We start from the raw sequence: 20,141 nt of genomic DNA, 5'->3' as shown, positions 1-20,141 counted from the left end.
AGGCAGTAAACCTTGGGGCGAACTGGATCCTGATGCACGGCGGGACGTCCAGAACCACCTCGAATGAAACCGACTGACGGTGCAGGAAATGCTATTCCTGGACCGCCAGCCGGTTTTTTGCTATATCGGGGCGTGGCCAGGGACATCCTGGCATTCGCTGACGGCCCCGATCGCGACGCCCTCGCGGGAGCGGGTGTTATTATTTTTCACTGCGCTCGGTGCCCGGTTCCTCCGGTTTCCCCCGATGCGCCACGACTGCGCTGGGAATACCATGGGCGTTTACGGCCGTGTCGACAAAGACCTGGGGACTGGACTTGGCATCGGCGCCGCGGGTTTGGCAGCCGCCGGTGCAATCGGCTGGCTCGCCGCCCAAGGCAATCCGGGCATCGCTTTGATTGCCATCGCACCCGCGGCCGCGCTGATCGGACTCTTCTTCGCCATGCGCCCCGTGTGGCTGCTGTGGGGAACCGTTATCGGTGCATTGGTGATCAGCGGTCTGTTCAAGCTGTATCTGCCGCAACTGCAACTGGTCCGCTGGGCACTCTCGCCGATTGCCATCCTGCTCGCCTTGTATGCGGTATGGGGAACCCCGGGATTAGGGCCCAACCCCGGCTGGCGGCCGGTCCCCAGTGTGATCTGGTGGGCACTCGGCTTTTTCGCTGCCGTCACTCTCGCCAGCGCCTTTTCCCAGTTTCTCCCAACGCGATTTATCGTCGGATTCAAAGGCTATTTTCAGGTCTGGGGGTTGTTGATTGCCCTTGCCTTCATTCCGTGGCCGCCAAACGTGATCGATCGGCTGCCGCGCGTGTTTCTTGTGATCGCCTTCCTGCAACTGCCTTTCGTTTTACACCAGTTCCTGTTCCTCGTTCCGGCGCGCGCGCATATTGGCAACGGCATCGTTCCCATCGATGTCGTGGCAGGGAGTTTTGGCGCCAGCATGCAAGGCGGCGGGGCGAACGCAGTCCTGAATGCTTTTCTGGCGATGGTCATCGCAGGGCTGATCGCCGCGCGTCAACTCAACGTCATTTCAACGGTCAGACTCTTCCTGCTTTCCGCGCCGCTGACACTACCCATCTTTGTCAACGAGGCGAAGGTCTCCGTCATCTACCTACTGGCGGTCTTTGCGGTACTATATGGGAAGGACTTGATACAACGACCCCTTCGGTTCCTGCTGGCGCTGCTTCCCGTATCACTGCTGCTTATCGCCCTCATGACATCCTTCGTCCTCCATGCTCCGAGTACGGCACGACTGGAAAGCATTCAGGACCTGATTCACTGGACCTACCAATACAACATCGCAAATGATGAGGTCGGCGATGAACTGTCGCGCTTCGGCGGGTTTAAGTTCTGGATCGATCGGCATGGACTTGTCGACATCAAGGGCACGCTCATCGGACATGGCCTCGGCTATACGCGCGTCGGCGACATCGAAACACCTTATCGCGAGACAGCAAGCGCGCTGGCTGACGGCATTCCCGTGGTCATCAACCTCAAACAGAATATCGGTAACACCGCCGTCGTCGCCCTGCTGTGGGAGACCGGCCTGTTCGGATTGCTTTTGATCCTAGGCCTGCTGGCGGCGACGTTCCGTTCGGCTGGTCGCCTCGAACGTGCGTACGCTGACGTACCGGAGCGCGCTGCCGCCTTACGTGCGGCTCGTCCCGCCATCGCAATCATACTGATCACGCTTGCCCACAAGAATGTGTTGGTGTTCGACGTCGCTTATCAGACACTGCTCATGATCATCATCGGCTTCGTCGCCTATTGGGAGCGGCAGGCCAACATGGCGGGTCTCACTACATCCGGACACGCCGCTCCGAGTCCAAACGAACGCCGACCAGACCCCCAAACATCGTCCTTCAGTTAACGCGAAAGAGACGCCAAACCGTGCACTCAGATTATCGCAAACATTACGGCTGGAGCATGATCCGCCGCAGTCTGGCCCATTTCGCCTTAGGGAAGACCTTTCGCATCGTATCATCCCTGACCATTTTTTTTATCTTGGCGCGCATACTGCCCCTGGATGAATACGCGGCCTACGTTTCCTTTCAGGCAGTGATTGTCACGGTCGGTGTCATCACCGCGATTGGTATTCAAAAGGTTTTGTTCCGGTATTTGCCGGAACTGCGGGCCACCGGCAACAACCTTGCCGCTTATCGCTTGCTGTTCGGCGGCATGCTGGTCCGTACATTGATCGTCTCCCTGCTATTTGCCGCGTTGATACCTTTTGCTCCAACCATTGCCCGGACATTCAATTTCGAAGACTGGATATGGCTTTTTCCCTGGTATCTTCTCGTCGGCTACCTGCGGCTCAGCGCATTGTGGCTTTCGCAATGCCTGGAGTCGTTCTTATGGCAGAAAGAAAGCCAATACAGTCTGGCGCTGGGCGGTGCAGTGACGGCTCTGCTGTTGGTGGGTTTTGCGGTATTCGGAGTCTTGCATCTGCCGCTCGTGGTCGTTGCTGAAACCGCCGGCGAGGCCACATCCTTAACAGTCCTGCTGATCGGATGGCTACGCAAATGGCGGGGTGACAAACAACGGGGCGTCGGCGATCCGGGGTGGTGGCGCGCCAATCGTAGGCGTGCCATCAGATACGGTGCCTGGGGGTTCTTGCTCAGTCAGAGCGCGTTGTTCTACGGGAGTGCGCCGAATCGGCTGGTCGCCGCACACTTCCTGCCTACGGCGGATGTCGCTGTGCTTGGTGTTGCCGACAATCTGCTGAATTTGGTCCGCAGGTTTCTCCCGACCCGCATGCTGATGAGCATGGTTCGGCCACTCGCCATGGCGCGGTTCGCCGCCGAGGGGGATTTCCGGGCGGTCGCGGCAATCTCCGAGTTTGTTTATCGCATCAACCTGACCTTGCTGACCCTGCCGATTGTCATTTTAGCCGTGGAAGGTCCGACGCTCATGGACTGGATAACGGACGGTAAATACGGCAACGCCGCTTATCTCCTGATGGGATTCCTGATCGTGCTGATCTCCGAAGGCACGCGCAATCTCGTCGAACTGATGGTGCAGGCCCTGGAAAAAAATCCAATTTTCTTCTGGACTAATGTTATCCAGTCGGCCTCGCTACTGATCGCGCTCCCACTGCTACCCATCCTCGGGGTCTGGAGTCTGGTGATTGCCAACTTCCTCGGAACGGTCGTTGCCAACACGATCGTGATCGTGCGCCTCCGGCGGGAAGGCTATGGATACGATGTAAACCTCAAGCTCTTCGCTTGGATCGTGGTACACGGGGCAACCGCGGGCGTAGCGGGCTGGTGGGTGTGGGACACCACAATGTCCGTCATCTTGACGACCCTGGTCATCACAGCGACCTATGGCCTGCTGTTGCTGGTGAAACCACCGCTGCTCGACCGGGAAAAAGAGATCGTCGCGGCCCTGGTGCGCGGACGATCTGTGGATAAGAAAAAGTAATTGACGGCTGAAGAAACAAATATACCTGAGCAGTCAACGTGTTTAGGCGATTTCGCAACAGAATGGAAGTACCGTTCGTCGGCGAAAGCCTACCGCTCAGCAGAAAATCAGGTTAGGATTCGAGCGCGAGGGATATCAACCCTCCTCGCCGGTCACCCGGTGCAGACAAGACTCAAGGTCGTGTCGCGTGGGGCGATCGGCGAAAAGCAAGTATTTGGCCGTCACCAGGACGTGCTGCCAGTATTGGTTTTCCGTCGCGTTAACTGCGCACGAATCCGGGTATTTCGAACATGCTTATCGAGACTGCACTCGTTCACAAGAAAAGTCACCGACGCAGGCTGCAATCAGCCTTCGGCATTGGGTCGCTTCTTATTGGTCAGAGTCTGCTCATCGGCCAGGTGGAGGCGGCGACCTTGGCCTGCGGCACCCCCGCATACAACCCCGCCACCGAGCGTGGCACATTCCTTTGGCGGGATTGCCAGACAGGAGCCTGGCGACTGCGAGTCACCGCCGGGAACAGTTCCTCAGCGATCCGATACACCGGAAGCATCGCCTCCTCACGGCCGCTCGCGGCGACTGCCGGCGTCTCGCTGGAAGACAACGACCTGGTAACTACCTCCGTGCCGGGTCAGGTCGGCTACACGCTGAACGTCTCTCAAAATTGGGAGGACGGAGTCGACTTCTCGCTGGCTTCAGGTGCCACCGGCTGCCTGACCGCGGGTGGAGCCGTGATCGCCGGTCCGAACCGCACCACATTGCAGACTCCTGTCGACATCACCACACTCGGCGCCTGCGGCAGCGCCCCTCCCCCGGTCCCGAGCGGCTACGCCTACCTCAACGATGCGGATACCACCGACAGCGTCGAACGGAACGCGGACTCAGACCTGGGTGACCGACCATTCCCGCGGATCACGACCGGCCCTCTCCGCGTCAGCGGCTCCGCTGAGCAGTTCTCCAAGTACGACACGATTCCGCTTAAGTCGCACCGCTTTGCCTGGCTTGCATCAGTCCAAGCCGTCAACCCAGACACCAGAGGTTTGCGTGTGCATTCGCCGTTTGGCTATCAAGGCTGGGCCGAACGGGACTCCTGCTCACCGGGCAGCGGCATGCCCTTCGCCGGCACCGGACCAGCCACCAGCGGGTGCAATGTCTATGCGGGGCACTGGCTTTACGCACCGGGCGCGACCTTGCGCAGCGCCATTGCCGCTAACACGACAAGCGTGCAGGTGACCGACGCGACCCGTTTCAACGCCGGTCGCTATGTCGTCATCTACGACGGTAGAGCCGGGTCCTTCGAGAACGCGGAACATGCCAAAGTCACCGCCGTGAATACCACAACCAACACCCTGACCCTGAGCAATCGCGGGATGAAGTCGACTGCCCGGGCCCATCCGGCCGGCGCGATCGTGGCCGAGCATGTGATCGGCAACGGCGACGCTCTCGAGGCCGAGATCTGGGTCTACAATCACAGCACGACCTGTCCGCGGGACTCCAGTGGACGGCAATTGAACGTGATCATGGCCGAGTGGCTGGCCAATAACTACCAAAAGGATGCACAAGGCCGGGCGACGAACGCCAAGATCGACGGCATCTTGTTCGACACGGACTTTCATTTCATCCAGGACTCCGGCCATAACAAGAAGCCGGATGTCAATAACGACCTGGTTCAGGATGATGGTCTCTCCCCAACCGGCGAGAATTACTGGGGTCAGGGACTCGACGACTTCTACACCAGCTTACGGGAACGACTCCCGAACGCGGTGATCGTCGGGGGCGTCATTGAGTCCCGCGGCTACACCTCATTGAACGGAAGCGATTTTGAGGGATGGCCGCAGCGCAACATCGGGAGCGCCTCGCCGGATTATCGGGAAATCAATGGCCGGATGTCGATCTACAGCGCACAGATGCACCACGGCAGCGTCGGCCCCCGTTACACGGAGATCATTAACCGGGTATCGACCCTCGTCTATCAGTTCAACAAGACGCCGGGCACCAGCAATGCGCCGTTTCGCTTCAGCTTCGGGCTGACATTGCTGGAGGACGGCTATTACGGCCAGGAAAACAATACGGCGACGCCCGATCCCTGGTGGGACGAATATGCCGTAGACGTAGTACCCGGCTCGTCAACCTTCGGCCGGGCGATCGACTCCACTCCAAACAACGAGGCGCTGATCCGGCGCCACGCCGGCTGGATGGGATTTCCCCTCGGGCCACGCTATCGCATCTATGACGAAGCCACCTTCGCTGCCGCACGGAACCTGATGCCGAACGGAACTTTCGACTCCGGCCTGGGTGACTGGCGGGGCAACAACGTGTCGGTCGGGATAGACACCGCGCCGGCTAACCGGCTCGAAGGCACTGGCGCCCTGGCAATCGGTAAGCACCAGAGTTACGCAAGCACCTTATACGAGGCATCCGCCAACGGGCCAACGATCCAACTCACGGGCGGCGTTGAATACACCCTGGCCTTCGCCGTGAAAACGGACGAGATACGCGCCATCCAGGTGGCCATGGGCGACGTCACCCAGCAGTACTATGTCCCGGCGAAATGGAGTCGGCAGGTGATGACCTTCACCGCATCGCGCACCGGCAATTTCCAACTGAAGTTCAATGTCGGCAAAGAAAGCAGCAACGTCTGGATTGACTCGGTCTACTTGTTCCAGGGGAACGCCGATATCTTCCGGCGCGACTTCGACAACGCGATTGTAGTCGTCAATGCCACGCCGACAAGCCGCACCGTGGATCTGGGCGGCACCTTCCGGCGCATCCGCGGGACCGGGCAGGATGCGGTGAACGACGGCTCCAGCGTCACGCGGATCACCTTGCCGCCCTATGATGCCTCGGTGTTGATTCGGCCATAAGGCCATTGCCGAAAAACCCTGCACCAGTTCGTGAAGGATTATTGTCTGCCTTCAAGGAGCGCCGACCGGAGCATAGCCGAGCTGTGCAACTGTCGGCGCGACGCGAAAGCGGGCGAAAAACGAGCGGGATGGTGCAGGATTTGACGGAAATCGCCTGAGTTAAACCGCGCCAACTCCATCAATCGTCGAGTCTGCCGGGGCCAGCCAACCCAAAGACATCGCATACCGCGATCGGCGCGGTTTAGTCAAGTCCGTTAGAAAAGACCTGAATAGCTTCGCTGTCTGCACCTGGCCGGCAGCGCAACGCGCCGCCCCGCCCCGCATCAAAGATACCCCGTCCGCGCGAGTGTATCCTTCTGTATCGAAAGCACCCTCGCTTTCTGCTCGTCCGTCCATGCGGTCATCCACTTCACTTTCTCCGGCTTTAACATCAGCGCGTCAACGGATGCCCGATAGTGCGTATCTGTAGACGGCTCGACCCCCATAAACCGCAGTAGGCTATCGAGTTGCGCGTGGGGGTGGGCCAGGAAATCCTCGTAGCGTAATTCGCAGACCTTAGTCGCAGCGACCCCGGCCAGGCCCTGCTCGATATATTTCATCTCCTCGACCCAATTTCGAGCGGCCAAGTCGATTGCATCCTCACCCTGCGCAAGCATCTGCGAAGGTGTCATGCCGGACCAGAAAAGAATGTGGTCAGCCCACCAATTCACACGCAGCAATGAGTACGCAACACCGCGGCCGTCCCGCACCAGGTGCACGAACTTCGCCTCTGGAAAAATCGATTGAAGAAAGCCGATCCTGCGATTGTTCGCGGTGCGCTTGGAAAGCAACACCGCGCCGCCGGTATAACGAAAGATCTCCCTGAACGTCCGCCGCAAGCACTCCCGTGACTGCGCACTCACGTCCTGACGATCCGCCGGTGTAATCGGCACGCCGCAACGCTGATAGACCGACTCACATTCAGCCGGCTGGGGTATTGCCTTGATATACAACTCGCGCGCCCGATTAAAATACGCACTCCCGTCGTCTTTGAACCATGACTTGAGTTTGATGCCGGGGTATCGCCGAAAGACCCGCTCAATACCAGACGCCAGTATCGTGTGGGGATACTTATTGTGATAATTGCTCAAATAAGCAACGTTCTGATGGAGCGAAAGCGTCTTATAGAGTAACGTGGTCCCCGATCTACCGGCACCGATCAAAAATACGATCGGCAAGGATTCAATCTCTGGCATTTAAGTCACCGATTATCGTAGGCAGGAAGGACTGTCGTTTGCGGCAAGCAGCAGCGCCGCAGCACTTGCGTCGGAGTCAGCGGGCGCGGCCAGTCAAGAAGGCTGTCCCCCACTGTGATGGGGGAGAGTAGCACCTGAGTAGGCCGCCAATCCTGCCGCCTCTTCCGCTCCCCCGAACGTCGGAGATACCCTGCGAAGTCACTCGCTTCGAAGTGTATCCTCAGGAACTCATCGCCTTACAAGCGAGCGCCTCCGTCAGGATGGTGCCATCCAGTCGGACGGCGCAAGATGTTAACCTAGAATCAGCCGCTTGCGCCACCCCTGCCGACTCAATCGCACAGCGTTCGTAACGCTCACAGGGACTCTCCGGAGTCAAGCATTTCCATAAAGATCGTCAATACAAGTCGGGTCCGGTATCGTGCCCCGATGTTCGCCATGTTGCGCATGTGTCGTCTAACCCATGCGATTCGTTAAATTATTGATACAGAATTACAAAAGATTCTATTTTGTCTGTTCTTCAGAACCTTCAGGCACCCGACCACCGCACCCAAGACATCTTATGGTGTCCGCGAGAGGCAGCTTGCCGTCTTGCTTGGGATCGCCAGGCGTCACATTGGCCCATTTAGTGCTGCACTTTTGGTTGGCTGCCGTGGCCTGATCGACCTTCGCGAAAATTGATGCCGAGCATCGGAACAAGTAGACCCATTTGTTGGACTGCCAGCCCTTTGGATCACCAAGATACACAGGCCACCGGAGCGGCAATCGTACTCCCGGAGTCGAGAGGCCCGCGCGTGAACTGGTACGACTGCAACACCAAGAACTTGCATCTAAGGGCGATCGGGGGCGGGCGGCGGGCAGCGATCCAGGGCAGCCCGCCCGGCCTTAACCAGAAGGTCCTGGGTTTCCATCGAGTCAACAAAACGGCTGCCGCCGCCCGGCTTCATCGTCAACGTGACTGGGGCCGCGCAAGACGGCGTGAACTTCACTCTATCCAAAGGCGGCCAGGCGTGCTTAGATGGGGGACGCCCAGTGGCACACCGGTCCTGGCCGGGTACAATCGGATCCCGGTCAGCGGGTTGGTGATCTTGCCCGTTGATCAAGCACGCACCCCGCCCTGATCGGGCGTTCCAATGCATCTCGCCCGTCGGTGCGTTTTCAGAAGCAGATCGGCCGGAACTTGCATTGTTTAAAAGCGTCACAATCTTCGACAATCTAAACTTGGTGGATCGATACCAATGAAACAGCAATTCCATTTTATTCTCTGCTTACTGGTGGCTTTGGCACCATTCGCCGCATCGACGGAAGCAGCGCCCGCAAAAAACGTCCTGCTGATCCTCACCGATGATATGAACGACGAACTGGGCTGCTACGGCAGCCCGGTCGTCAAATCACCGAACATCGACGCGCTGGCCGCTCGCGGTGTGCGCTTCAACAATGCCAACGCCAACTACCCCGTCTGCAATGCCTCGCGAACGTCCATGCTCAGTGGGGTCTATCCGGAGTCATCACAGGTCTACTACAACACAGACAATCCCCGCGCCTACCTGGGGCCGGACTGGGTGATGCTTCCGGAGTATTTCCATAACCAGGGTTATTACACGGCACGCGTGGGAAAAGTCGCCCACGACACCTTCGTTCAGGAATTTCATTGGGACTTGGACCGCGAGAACGGCCCGGTGACCAAGACGCCTCCCCCTTACACCACGGTGGCGAAAGGCGGGATTGGGCTTCTGTCGTGGTCAGCCACCACCCAACTCGACGAACACACCCAGGACGGGAGAAACGCACGTTACGCCGCCCAACTCTTGGAGCAACGCAAGGGCCAGGCTCAACCGTTCTTCATTGCCATGGGGTTCCGCAAACCACATACGCCCTGGACCGTTCCGATAAAATATTTCGACATGTACTCGACCGCGCAGATCAAGGTGCCCCGCGAATTGGGTGAGCCCTCGAATGATCGGGCGGATATTCCGTCTGTCGCGCTGACCTACAACTCGGAATGGGCGACCCTAGGGTCCAACGCCGAACGCCGCAAGGCCATTCTGGCCGCTTATGCATCGCACTCTTTTGTCGACGCGGGTGTCGGTGTCCTCCTGGACGCCCTGACCCGCCTTGACCTCTGGAAGGACACGGTCGTCGTCTTTGCCAGCGACCATGGTCAACACTTCGGCGAGCATGGCGGATTGATTGCCAAGCACACACTCTTCGCTGAAGCCACGCGGGTACCTTTTATCATTGTCGCTCCGGAAAAAAGCGTGGCGGAGGTGGCTGACGCACCCGTGGAACTGCTTGACCTGTATCCGACACTGGCTGAACTCTGCGGATTGCCGATTCCCAATGAGAACGAAGGGGTTAGCTTGGTGCCGTTGCTGAACGATCCGGCAGCAGAGATCCACAACGGTCCCGCCTACAGCGTGGTGAGGCGGTCGGGCGGCGGCCGGAGTATCAGGAATGGTCTCTACCGTTACACTGAGTGGGGTTGGAGCAAGCCGAAGGCCGCGGAATTGTACGACCTGCAGGCGGATCCCAGCGAGTACACGAATCAGGCTAAAAATAGCGCTTATCAAAGCATTCTGACCGATTTGCAAGGGGAACTGGCGCTTGCCAAACAACGACCCTCGCTCAAATAGCGAAGGGGGGTCGAGCGCTTACCGGATGTGAATCGCGGTAACGCCTTGATCATCATTCCGGATCTACGATGTCCGGAATCGTGATCAAGGCGCCCGGCCTCAGCCCGTCACTTTGAGTTTGGGTCGGCATTCGGTGCCCGATCGGACTCACCGCCCGCCATCGCGTCACCGTTGACCGGCCAGACGCGGCTGGAGTCAACGATCGACACATCCACAGAGCACGTTTCGATATCACTGGCCTTGCCCCGCTATTACACATATTGTTAATATGTACCTTAAATTATACAAGATTACAATAAATTTTCTCAGTGATCGTTCGAAGCCAGGCGCGTACCAACACAGAACGCCGCGCCCGACTCCGCGAGTCAGGGACATATTAAACGCAACGTTATCGATCACAGCAGCAGTTGAGCGGAAAAAGCCCCAGGTTCGACGGCTTTTCCTCAAGCTCTAGAAGCGCGCCTCAGAATCACTTCAAAAGTTGGCTCGCACTTTGCAATTTAGTAGCTCGTCAGCCTTGGAGCGACATCAGAACTTTCTACAGACTTCATAGACTTAGTGCGAGGAAGACACATGTGCAAGAAATCCCGTTACGCCCGGCGTTCAGCTCGGGCCGCGGTGGCACTCCTGACAATCGGAGCCTCAACCGCCGGCGCAGAGATACAGTTCGAGGACGTGTCGGCACCCGCGGGAATCGCGGACACAGGGGAAACCTATGGTACGGGTTTCCTCGATACCAACGGAGACGGCTACCCGGAGATCTTTGCCAATAAGCATCAGTTCTTACCATCCGTTCTCTATCAAAACCAGGCGGGCCCGTCTGGTAGTCGCGTGTTCCGGGATGGCGCATCTCAGGTTCTGGGCGGCACCTTCGACGTACACACCGATAGCCACTCGATGGAATCCGCGGACTGGGATAACGACGGCGACACGGACATCATGGAGGTGACAGGCGCGGGCTGGACCTTCCCGCTGTGGCTGAACGACGGCGACGGACAATTTACCAATCTGGGCGGCCAACTGGGATTCGCCTACCCAACGACTTGGTCCCGCGGGGGGAGAATGCCCACCGGCGGACGTGCCCCGCTGTTCTTCGACTACACTGACGATGGCAAGTTGGACGTCCTGGTCGTCGCCAGGGATAATTTTCCTGCCTACCGTCAACCCTCAGCCATGTTCCGGCAAGATACCTTACCCGACGGGTCGCCACGGTTCGTCCTGGACGAGTCGACTGGAGTCGATCTGATCAACGACGTCGCCTGTCACTACGCACTGCTGGCGGAACTGACCGGCGACGGGGTTCAGGATGTGATCTGCGCCGACTCATCGTCGGTCACACGCGTCTGGGACGTCACACAGACCCCGTTCCGCGAACTGCGGCCGGTCATCGGTGATACGCTGTACACGTCCTTCCCCTTGGATCTTGCGGTGGGCGACTTCAACGGCGACCTGCGAACCGATCTGTTTGCGCCTCGCGGCGCGTCGTCGACAAACCTCGTCACCGCGGTCGACAGCAAGACGGCTCATGCCTGGCTCGACAATAATTTGGCCTTCGACAGTGGGTTCGCCTTCACGGCAAGCGGCGCCGTCACCTTCGAATTCGACTGGTGGACCAAGACCCAGGAAATCTATCTGGGGTCAGCGGGACAACATCCCGCGGGAAGCACTCAACTGCCAACCTTGCCCGGCCAACTGCCCGGCTCCTTTCCGCGTCACATCAAGTTCACCCTGACCGCGGCCCAGGCGCAGGGACTTGCGCCTCGCACCACAAACATCCCGCGCGGAATCTTTATCGGCGTGGTCAACGGTCAGTGGCAGGTCAGGCTGACCGGTACTGACGGCTGGGAAGTGGGCATGGTGATTCGCGCCGCAGACTCGCTGTCCCAACTGAGCGCGATCGGACCGGTGCGCGTCGGGCAACCGACCACCGGGACGCCGCTGCTGTTGGTGCAGAACCAAAATCACCAACTCATCAACAGTTCAAGCCAGATCCAGAGCGTGAATCGCTCCTGCAACTCGGCCGCTGCCGGCGATCTGGATAACGACATGGATCTCGACGTCTATGTCGGCTGCGCGGGCGAATTGTCAAATCTCCCGAATGTCATTTACGAAAACCAGGGTAACGGCACCTTTGTGCCCGTATCCCAGGCCGGCGGGGCTGAAGGGCAGATGCCTGAGGGACGGCTCGACACGGTCACCCTGGGCGATTACGACCTGGACGGCAAACTGGACGTATTCCTGGCCAACGGCTTCTTGTTCCGACCCTTCTCCTATGCCGGCAAGCAGCAGTTGTTCCGCAACACCGGCGCAACCGGCAACCATTGGATTCAGTTCGACCTGGAGGGAACGATCTCCAATCGCGACGGCATCGGCGCCATCCTCTACGCCACCACCCCGGACGGCAAAGTCCAGATGCGCGAGCAGGGCAATGGAATGCACAAGAAGGCCCAGGACTTTAAACGGATTCATTATGGTCTGGCAGGGAACACCAGAGTAAACCTGGAAGTCCGGTGGCCAAGCGGGACAGTGGACACCTTCACCGGCTTGCCGGCGGACCAGGTTCACCATCTGGTCGAAGGAAGCGGGTCAAACCTTCCCTTCACTGTCACCGTAACCGATCCATCCGTGGTAGAGACCGCGGGAACCGCCGAATTTGCCGTCACGCTGTCGCCCGCATCCGGACCTGGGGAAACGGTGGCGGTCGCTTATCAGACGGCCGACGGGACAGCCCTCGCCGGCGGCGATTACACCGCGACGAGCGGCACCCTGACGTTTGGCCCCGGCGAGACCGTCAAGACGATCTCGGTGCCGGTCATCGACGATGCCATCACCGAGGGGGACGAGACCTTCGATCTTACACTGACCGGTACCCAAACCGGCGAGGTCACGGCCACCGCCACCATCCGCGACAACGACACCGCGGTGACACCGCCGGCCTGCGGCGCGCCGAACCCGGCCTATAACAAGGCGACCGAGACGGCGGTCTTCCTCTGGAACGACTGCGGCACCAACCAGTGGCACCTGCGCGGCACTGGCGGGGGCCAGGTCGTCCGCTTCGCAGGCAGCCTCACCGCCACCCCGGCCTTTGCCAGCCTGTCAGCGTTCTCGTTCGAGTCAACGGACCGGCTGCCGCCGAACTTCGTTATGAATGTCAGCGGAAATGCGCAAGACGGGATTGACTTCAGCCTCCCGGCTGGTGGGCAAGCGTGCTTCAGCGTGACCGCACCGGTCGGCGCGACCGTGATCGCCGGGTCTGATCGGGTCCCCGTGACCAGTGCCGTCAGCCTGCCCGGCTTCGGGCCATGCCCTGAGTAGCCGGTCTGACGGCACCCTGAGGTGCTATAACATTCGGACGTGATAACCGGACGTAGGGGCGGGTTTCAAACCCGCCCCTACACCAAGGGTTTGTCTGGATGTCAAGCACGAAGGCTATAACCAAAGTCCTGCCAGCCCCTGCGGGCCGGCAGGCCTTGAACCCTGCGAACGGCAGCCGATGGATCGTCAATCACGCATGACCTTGTGATCCGCCCGGCTCATCGGTGCGGTCGAACAATCCTTTCCAGGTCATCATCAGCACCGGTTCGAACACCGTGGGCGAGACGATGATCAACGACGAATTTTGGCCCAGTATCGTTTTTGCAGACGCGCTTCAGTTGTCTTGGAAGAACTCGGGGCCGCAATACCCGGTCCTGCGAACGTTATACCGAACAGGCAAGACGCCCTCACTGCGTCGGGAAGAACAGCAATGAATACGTCAGAACCACGAAGGGTCTCAGCCAGGCCGTTTACCGCGGCAGCGCCGGGACGCGTCATCAAGCGCTACGGGCTGCTGGTTGGCAGTGCGGCGCTATTGCAGCTTGCGGCGGGAGCCCAGGCCGCCCTCACTGCCGATCAATTCATCGAGGCCAGGGACGGTACCGATCGCCCGGTGATCGACAGCGCCGGTGAGACCTGGGGAGCCGCCTGGGGCGATCTCGACGGCGACGGCTGCCCGGACCTGTGGCTGGGCATGCATCAATACACGCCGACCGGCCTGTTCCGTAACAACTGTGACGGCACCTTCGTGAACCGCATCGACTCCGCGGTGGTCGATGCCGCCGCGCACTACAACGACGACACCCACGGCGTCGCCTGGGCGGATTTCGACAATGACGGCGATCAGGACCTCCTCGAGGTCAGCGGCGGCGGCGCCGGCCAGGCGGCCACCGCGCCCGAGATCAACGAGACCTGGCGCAACAACCTGTTCGTCAACAGCGGCGGGCTCTTGACCGAAGCCGCCCAGGCGTACGGCATTGATAACCCACGCGCCCGCTCGCGCACCCCCTTGTGGGTCGATTTCGACTCCGATGGTTTCCTGGATGCGGTCATCGGCGCCCTGAAAACACTTCCCGAGCAATACCCATCGACCGTATTCCGTCAGTTCGCGGGAACCTTCGTCGATGCCCGGCTCGACACCGGGTTCGCCGCCGACACCTGTCAAATGATGATGACCGCGCACTTGGGGCCGGTCGGCGAGCCGGCGTTGATCTGCAGTAATACTCGGGTCACCCACATTTACGACATGTCCACGCTACCGTTCACCGATCTGCGTCCCGTGATCGGCAGCGGCATCTATAACGCCTACCTGCTGGACTTGGCGATCGGGGATTTTGACGGCGACCTCGACCCCGATGTATTCGGCGCCGTGACGCCGCCCGACGTGTCCGCGGCGATCCGCATCGGTCCCGCCAACGACCGGATCCATGCGTTCTTTTCCCCCGGCACGGACGAAAAAGGCTTTACCTTCACCGCCCCCGGCGACGTGGTGGTCGAATTCGACTGGGAGACCGAGCGCCCGGACATTTTCCTCGGATCAGGCGCGGTCGCCCCGCCGGGGAATTCGGATGTCGGGCTGCGCGGCCCCAATCTCTACCCGCATCACGTGCGCTTCACCCTCTCGGCCACGAATCCCGCGTACCTCGGCCTGCCGGCCAGCCGCACCGCGGGCATCTATATCGGGTTCAGCGCCAACGCCTGGCAGGTGCGCGTCGTCAATGCCGGCCGGGAGGTCAATCTCCTGGCCCAGGCCGACGCGATTTCGGCACCGACCGCCATCGGGTCCGTCCGCCTCGATCAGGGCAACACCACCGCCCCTTCACTCTTTCTCAATCAAGCGGGCGCCCTGACCCTGCGCACCACGGCCCAGACCTTCCCTAACGACGCCAACGCGGTGCGCACCTATGCCCGCTCGGTGGTCGCCGGTGATCTGGACAACGATATGGACCTGGATGTCTATGTCGGCGCCAGTGGCCGCGTCGCCAATGTGCCCAATCTGCTGTTCGACAACCAGGGCAACGGCACCTTTCAACTCGTGCCCGGCGCGGCCGGGGCGGCCGGTAGCACGCTCGGCCGTACCGACACCGTCACCCTGGTGGATTACGATCAGGACGGCTTCCTCGACCTGTTCGTCAGCCAGGGCCGCTACCCCGCACCCTTCACCTACGCCGCCGAGCAGCAGTTGTTTCGCAATCAGGGCAACGGCAACCACTGGGTGCAACTCGACCTGGAAGGGGTGACCTCCACGCGCGATGGCATCGGTGCCGTCATCTATGCGACGACTCCGGACGGCCGCGTGCAGATGCGTGAGCAGAATCATGGCGTGCACCGCTATGTTCAGGATGCCGTGCGCACCCATTTCGGCCTGGCCGGCAACACCGCGGTCGAACTCGAAGTGCACTGGCCCAGCGGCACCGTCGACACCTTTGCCGGACTGCCGGTCGACCAAGTTCACCGCCTGGTCGAGGGCTCCGGCAGCGGCGGCGCTTACGTCCTGCGCGCGACCGCGCCAACGGTGGATGAGTCCGCGGGTACTGCCGAGTTCACCCTGACGTTGAGCCCCGCACCACCGGTCGGTGCGTCGGTCCTGGTCAGCTATCAGACCGCCGACGGCAGCGCCCTGGCCGGCAGCGATTACATCGCCGCATCCGGCACCCTGACCTTCCTGCCCGGCGAGACCCAGCACACCCTCGCGGTCACGCTCATCGACGACGCCCTCCCGGAGGACAATGAGCAGTTCCGCCTCGACCTCACCGGCGTCGACACCCCGGTCACCGCCACCGCCACCGCCACCATCCTGGCCAACGACACTGCGCCCGCCTTGCCCGTCTGCGGTACCCCGGTCTACAACGCGGCAACCGAGTCGGTGGCCCTGATATATAACGACTGCAACACCAACCGCTGGCATGTGCGGGCCACGGCGGGCGGCCAGCCAGTGACCTATCGGGGTGGCCTGATCGCCGATCAGCCGTTCGTCAGTCTGACTGGGTTCTCCTTCGAAACCGGCGACCTGCTGCCGCCACCAGACTATGTCATGAGTATGGGCGGGACCGGGCAAGACGGGCTCGACTTCAATCTCGCAACGGGGTCCAAAGCGTGTTTCACCCTCACCGCTCCCAGTAACAAGGTGATTCTGGCCGGAGCGACGCGCCTGCCGATGGGGACGGCCGTGAGCCTACCCGACTTCGGCCCCTGCACCACCAGCCCGACGGTAGTCAGCGCTTCGAACCCGAGTGCCGCCGAGGCCGCGGGGACGGCGGTTTTCACCGTCACCCTAGCACCCGCACCCGCCAGCGGTCAGCAGGTGCAGGTGAATTACCAGACAGCGAACGGCAGCGCCGTGGCCGGCAGCGATTACACGGCCACATCCGGTATCTTGACCTTTGCGGCCGGCGAAACCCAGCGCACCGTCGCCGTACCGATCACTGACGATGCGCTCCCTGAGAACGACGAGACCTTCAGCCTGAACCTGACCAGCAGCGTCGCTGAGGCGGTGACAGCGACCGCGACCATTGTCGACAACGACAGCGGCAGCACCCTTCCCGCCTGCGGGACCCTGGTCTATGATAAGGCCAGAGAGTCAGGCGTCTTCTTATGGAATGACTGTGGAACCACCAGGTGGCACCTAAGAGCAACCGGGGGCGGCCAGACGGTAACGTTCCGCGGCAGCCTGACCGCGAGTCCTGCACTCACCAACCTGTCCAGGGTTTCCATCGAGTCATCGGATCGCTTACCGCCCGACTTCGTATTCAACGTGACCGGTAACGCGCAGGACGGCATCGACTTCGACCTGCCGGCGGGTGGCCAGGGGTGTTTCAGTGTCACCGCCCCCGGCACCGCAACGGTGCTGGCGGGGTCGAATCGGATCCCGCTCAGCGGGCCGGTAAGCTTGCCAAGCTTCGGTACCTGTACGCTGCCCTAGGCTGCACCGCCTCGCCGCTGAGTTGCATTCGCAGCGAAGCAACGGATGGCCCGCCGGCAACCTGAAACCCAGATTGCCGACGGGCCTTGAACCAAGGGTCGTAGGCGACCGACCGCCCATCCCACGGATCGGACACGATGTTCGTCACTCAGGACGGCAAGCAACCCTGTTTTCGTCGCTGAGTGACGCCTATCCGGAATCCGCGAGAATTTATATCGTAATACCGAACGGGGCTGGGGCATGCCTCCGACAGCGTCAGAAAACCAGTCCAACCCTTTTCGAGACGATAGCCTAGGCCATCGTCAACTAGACCTTGCTACCAAAAATATCCCGGCCCGCGAATTTCGCTGAACTCCGCGCCAAAACGGTTGCGAAACCCGCTTCTTCAAGCATTTTGGTCACCTGCACGTAGAGCGGCTCCTCGTTCTTCTTATGCAGCGAGCGGATGACCATGCGAATGCCCGCCATCTTCAAGGTCTGGGGCATACCCTTCAGCGCTTCGACTTCCATTCCGCTGATGGTCATATGTAAGTGGTCAACTCTCCTGATTCCATTTTCAAGCAGGATGTTATCGATCGTATCAATATCGATCTCCACTTCGCGAACGTAGTCCTCATCCGACAATCCATCATCGATCTCTTGATTCGCCAGCTTATTGTAATCGGCACGCTCGCCGATCTGAATCGACTTTCGGCCTTTCGCTGAATCAACCCCCTTGACCACATAGGTCACGTTGTTCAGCGGCCAATTCAAGTGATGCTGCAGATTGCGACGAATGTTCTCCACGTAGTCGGGTACGGCTTCGATCACCAGCACTTTTCCGCGGCCGCCGACCAGACAGGACCAGAGCATCACCGTGTCGATCCGATGAGTGCCAACCAGAACGACAGTGTCCCCGGGGTTGACGAGAAACTCGTTCGGGATACCCCGAAGGTACTTTGCCATCACCGCCCTCATTTTGAACTTCAGCGAACCCTCGGGGAGCCTGCAAAAAGGGACGCGAAGGATGCGCTTGCCAACTGTCTTCAATAGCGCTGTCGTGCTACAGGGATTCATTGATATTTCCTAGATCCAGTGGGAAAATGACCGCCCGAATTTCTGTTCGAGGAATGGCAACTGAGGCGCATAGTACGCCGCTAGGGCGCTGCGCACGGCCGGCGGAATATCGTCCGTCGGAACATCGTTGACACGCTCGGAGTGCCCCCCCGCAGTTTCGAGCGGCCCCCGGTCGACATGAAGGAAATCGCATACTCCCCGTAACACATCCTGCGCGTCGACCATGATGTCGTCGTAGAAGAGATAAAGAATGCGATTTGGGTAATGAGTCTCCCAACGAGTAATCACGTCCGCATAGTTGCCGCAGGCAAGTACCTGCGGACGCATCGCCATGCGCATCAGCGCCTCAGGGCTCGACACCTCATGAGGGTGCATATGGAAACGCCACCAAAGCTCCTTTCTGACACCGGACCAAGCCCGCGCAATCGGGTTGCGCATGATGTAAATCAGCTTCAGGTCCGGCAGATGCTCCTTCACGACAGCAATCCGGTCGGCATCCAACACCGAATAGACCGGAGTAATCTCGCCGCAGACTTTGTTGCCGCACTTGCCGAACAGACTTCGGTACCAGCGCCAGTGGTGTGGATTATTCAGATCATAGGGTCGGCGAATAAAATGACCCACATCGGGGCCATAAACGTAAGTTCCCTTGCCTTCGGGGATACTCAAAAAATGCACTTCCTTCTTTTCCGACAGACAGATTCCGGGATGCAACGACAACCTTTGGTATAGCCAAGTGGTCGCGGACCTTGGAGCGCCGATACCAAGAAAATCCGGATTACGGGTTGGGAGCCAATAAGCAACCCGCGCATAGTCGAGACTCAAACGTCGCCGCACGGAGCGATACTCTTCCCGCCCCCGCCAACGCATGTACTGCAGCAGTCGCGCTAAAGTCCAGTCCAACGAACCACCCCCTAAATAAAACCCGGAAATTCGAGGCCCCCAAACTGTAGGCGCTTTCCTCCCGCGGGGAAGCGCCGGCCGGGAACCACCCGCCATCCTGGCCAAAGCATGCTGAGCGTTCGTCCCTGTCGCGCGCGGCCACTGGTTCCCTGGTCGTCATCCTGCCGAAACGCTAGGCCCGCGCTCGAGACAGCGGCTACTCGTGCCCGCTCGTTTCCACGCCCGTCCGGCCGGAGGGCGATCCGCCGGCACCGGTTCCGATGCCGGCCCTGGTCCTGAACAAGCCCGTTACCTGCCGCACGCGCGATTCTATTTGCGCTGAAGGCTGTCGGCAAGGATTACTGGAAGTCGCGGGAGGACGGAGCGAAGGCAGGATGCGGAAAGAGACGTGCGGACGCTGACCGCGGGTGGATCAACCGATGGCGAATGCTGCCGGGGTGGCAGCATTCGCCTCGGATCAGTTCAACAGCGATTCCTAGGGCCGAACCAGCACGATGGCATCGTAGGCCGGCAAGGTGACTTGCGTGACGGCGGCGCCGTCATTGACGGGATCCTGTCCGGTGCCGCGGATGCGCTGGAAGGTGCCGCCAAGATCGACCGTCCGTGCGGTCGGTGTCGCATTGACCACCACCACCGCGTTGTCGAAGTCGCGCCGGAACACATCGGCATTGCCGGCGAACAGGTACACCGAGTCAACCCACACATCGGTGCTCTCGCGGCCCACGTTGAACTTCACCTGGAAATTGCCGGTGCGCGGGGCGGTGAACGTAAACACCTGCCGGCTCCACTGCGCGGGGAT

Annotated in this window: 9 protein-coding genes and 1 pseudogene; 6 read left to right on the top strand and 4 right to left on the bottom strand. The window is 60.2% G+C overall.

The annotated features are described in order from the left end of the window. Positions 1 to 88 precede the first annotated feature (88 nt). The 3 genes from A39O_RS0129995 (at position 89) to A39O_RS0129985 (ending at position 6,281) form a co-directional block, all read left to right on the top strand. Positions 89 to 1,867, top strand: coding sequence for a hypothetical protein (locus A39O_RS0129995; RefSeq protein WP_157640526.1), 1,779 nt, complete (start codon positions 89 to 91; stop codon positions 1,865 to 1,867). A 20-nt stretch (positions 1,868 to 1,887) separates the two neighbouring features. After that, a complete protein-coding gene (locus A39O_RS0129990; RefSeq protein ID WP_157640525.1) occupies positions 1,888 to 3,420 on the top strand; it encodes a lipopolysaccharide biosynthesis protein in 1,533 nt (510 codons plus the stop codon). A gap of 290 nt (positions 3,421 to 3,710) precedes the next feature. Beyond that, a complete protein-coding gene (locus tag A39O_RS0129985; protein ID WP_020508336.1) occupies positions 3,711 to 6,281 on the top strand; it encodes a putative glycoside hydrolase in 2,571 nt (856 codons plus the stop codon). A 323-nt stretch (positions 6,282 to 6,604) separates the two neighbouring features. On the opposite strand, the gene A39O_RS0129980 is transcribed toward A39O_RS0129985, so the two are convergent. Continuing rightward, positions 6,605 to 7,516 carry a sulfotransferase gene (locus A39O_RS0129980; protein ID WP_020508335.1) on the bottom strand — a complete coding sequence of 304 codons (912 nt, stop codon included), beginning with the start codon at positions 7,514 to 7,516 and terminating at the stop codon, positions 6,605 to 6,607. A 1,235-nt stretch (positions 7,517 to 8,751) separates the two neighbouring features. On the opposite strand from A39O_RS0129980, the gene A39O_RS0129975 reads away from it, so the two are divergent. The 3 genes from A39O_RS0129975 (at position 8,752) to A39O_RS0129960 (ending at position 17,383) form a co-directional block, all read left to right on the top strand. After that, the gene (locus A39O_RS0129975; RefSeq protein ID WP_020508334.1) at positions 8,752 to 10,146 is read left to right on the top strand and encodes a sulfatase; all 1,395 of its coding nucleotides are present in this window, start codon (positions 8,752 to 8,754) and stop codon (positions 10,144 to 10,146) included. An 897-nt stretch (positions 10,147 to 11,043) separates the two neighbouring features. Beyond that, on the top strand, positions 11,044 to 13,461 hold the full coding sequence (locus A39O_RS0129970) for a Calx-beta domain-containing protein (RefSeq protein WP_169338514.1): 2,418 nt from the start codon (positions 11,044 to 11,046) through the stop codon (positions 13,459 to 13,461). Between the two features lie 430 nt (positions 13,462 to 13,891). Then, positions 13,892 to 17,383 (top strand): Calx-beta domain-containing protein, encoded by a 3,492-nt coding sequence (locus A39O_RS0129960; RefSeq protein ID WP_083924986.1) that lies wholly within the window; start codon positions 13,892 to 13,894, stop codon positions 17,381 to 17,383. 306 nt (positions 17,384 to 17,689) lie between these two features. Here A39O_RS0129960 and A39O_RS0129955 read toward each other — a convergent pair whose 3' ends face one another. From A39O_RS0129955 to A39O_RS35820, 3 genes and pseudogenes are all read right to left on the bottom strand, one after another. Next, positions 17,690 to 18,328: an FkbM family methyltransferase gene (locus tag A39O_RS0129955; protein ID WP_040529154.1), complete on the bottom strand. Its 639-nt coding sequence runs from the start codon at positions 18,326 to 18,328 to the stop codon at positions 17,690 to 17,692. A 120-nt stretch (positions 18,329 to 18,448) separates the two neighbouring features. Next, positions 18,449 to 19,342 carry a sulfotransferase family protein gene (locus A39O_RS35825; RefSeq protein ID WP_169338513.1) on the bottom strand — a complete coding sequence of 298 codons (894 nt, stop codon included), beginning with the start codon at positions 19,340 to 19,342 and terminating at the stop codon, positions 18,449 to 18,451. Between the two features lie 475 nt (positions 19,343 to 19,817). Continuing rightward, positions 19,818 to 20,141: pseudogene (locus A39O_RS35820) on the bottom strand (hypothetical protein); the annotation flags it as partial.

This window comes from Lamprocystis purpurea DSM 4197 (genome assembly GCF_000379525.1).
Taxonomy (GTDB): Bacteria; Pseudomonadota; Gammaproteobacteria; order Chromatiales; family Chromatiaceae; genus Thiodictyon; species Thiodictyon purpureum.
Note: the sequence above shows the minus strand (reverse complement) of the source record. Positions and strands in the feature narration are given on the sequence as shown.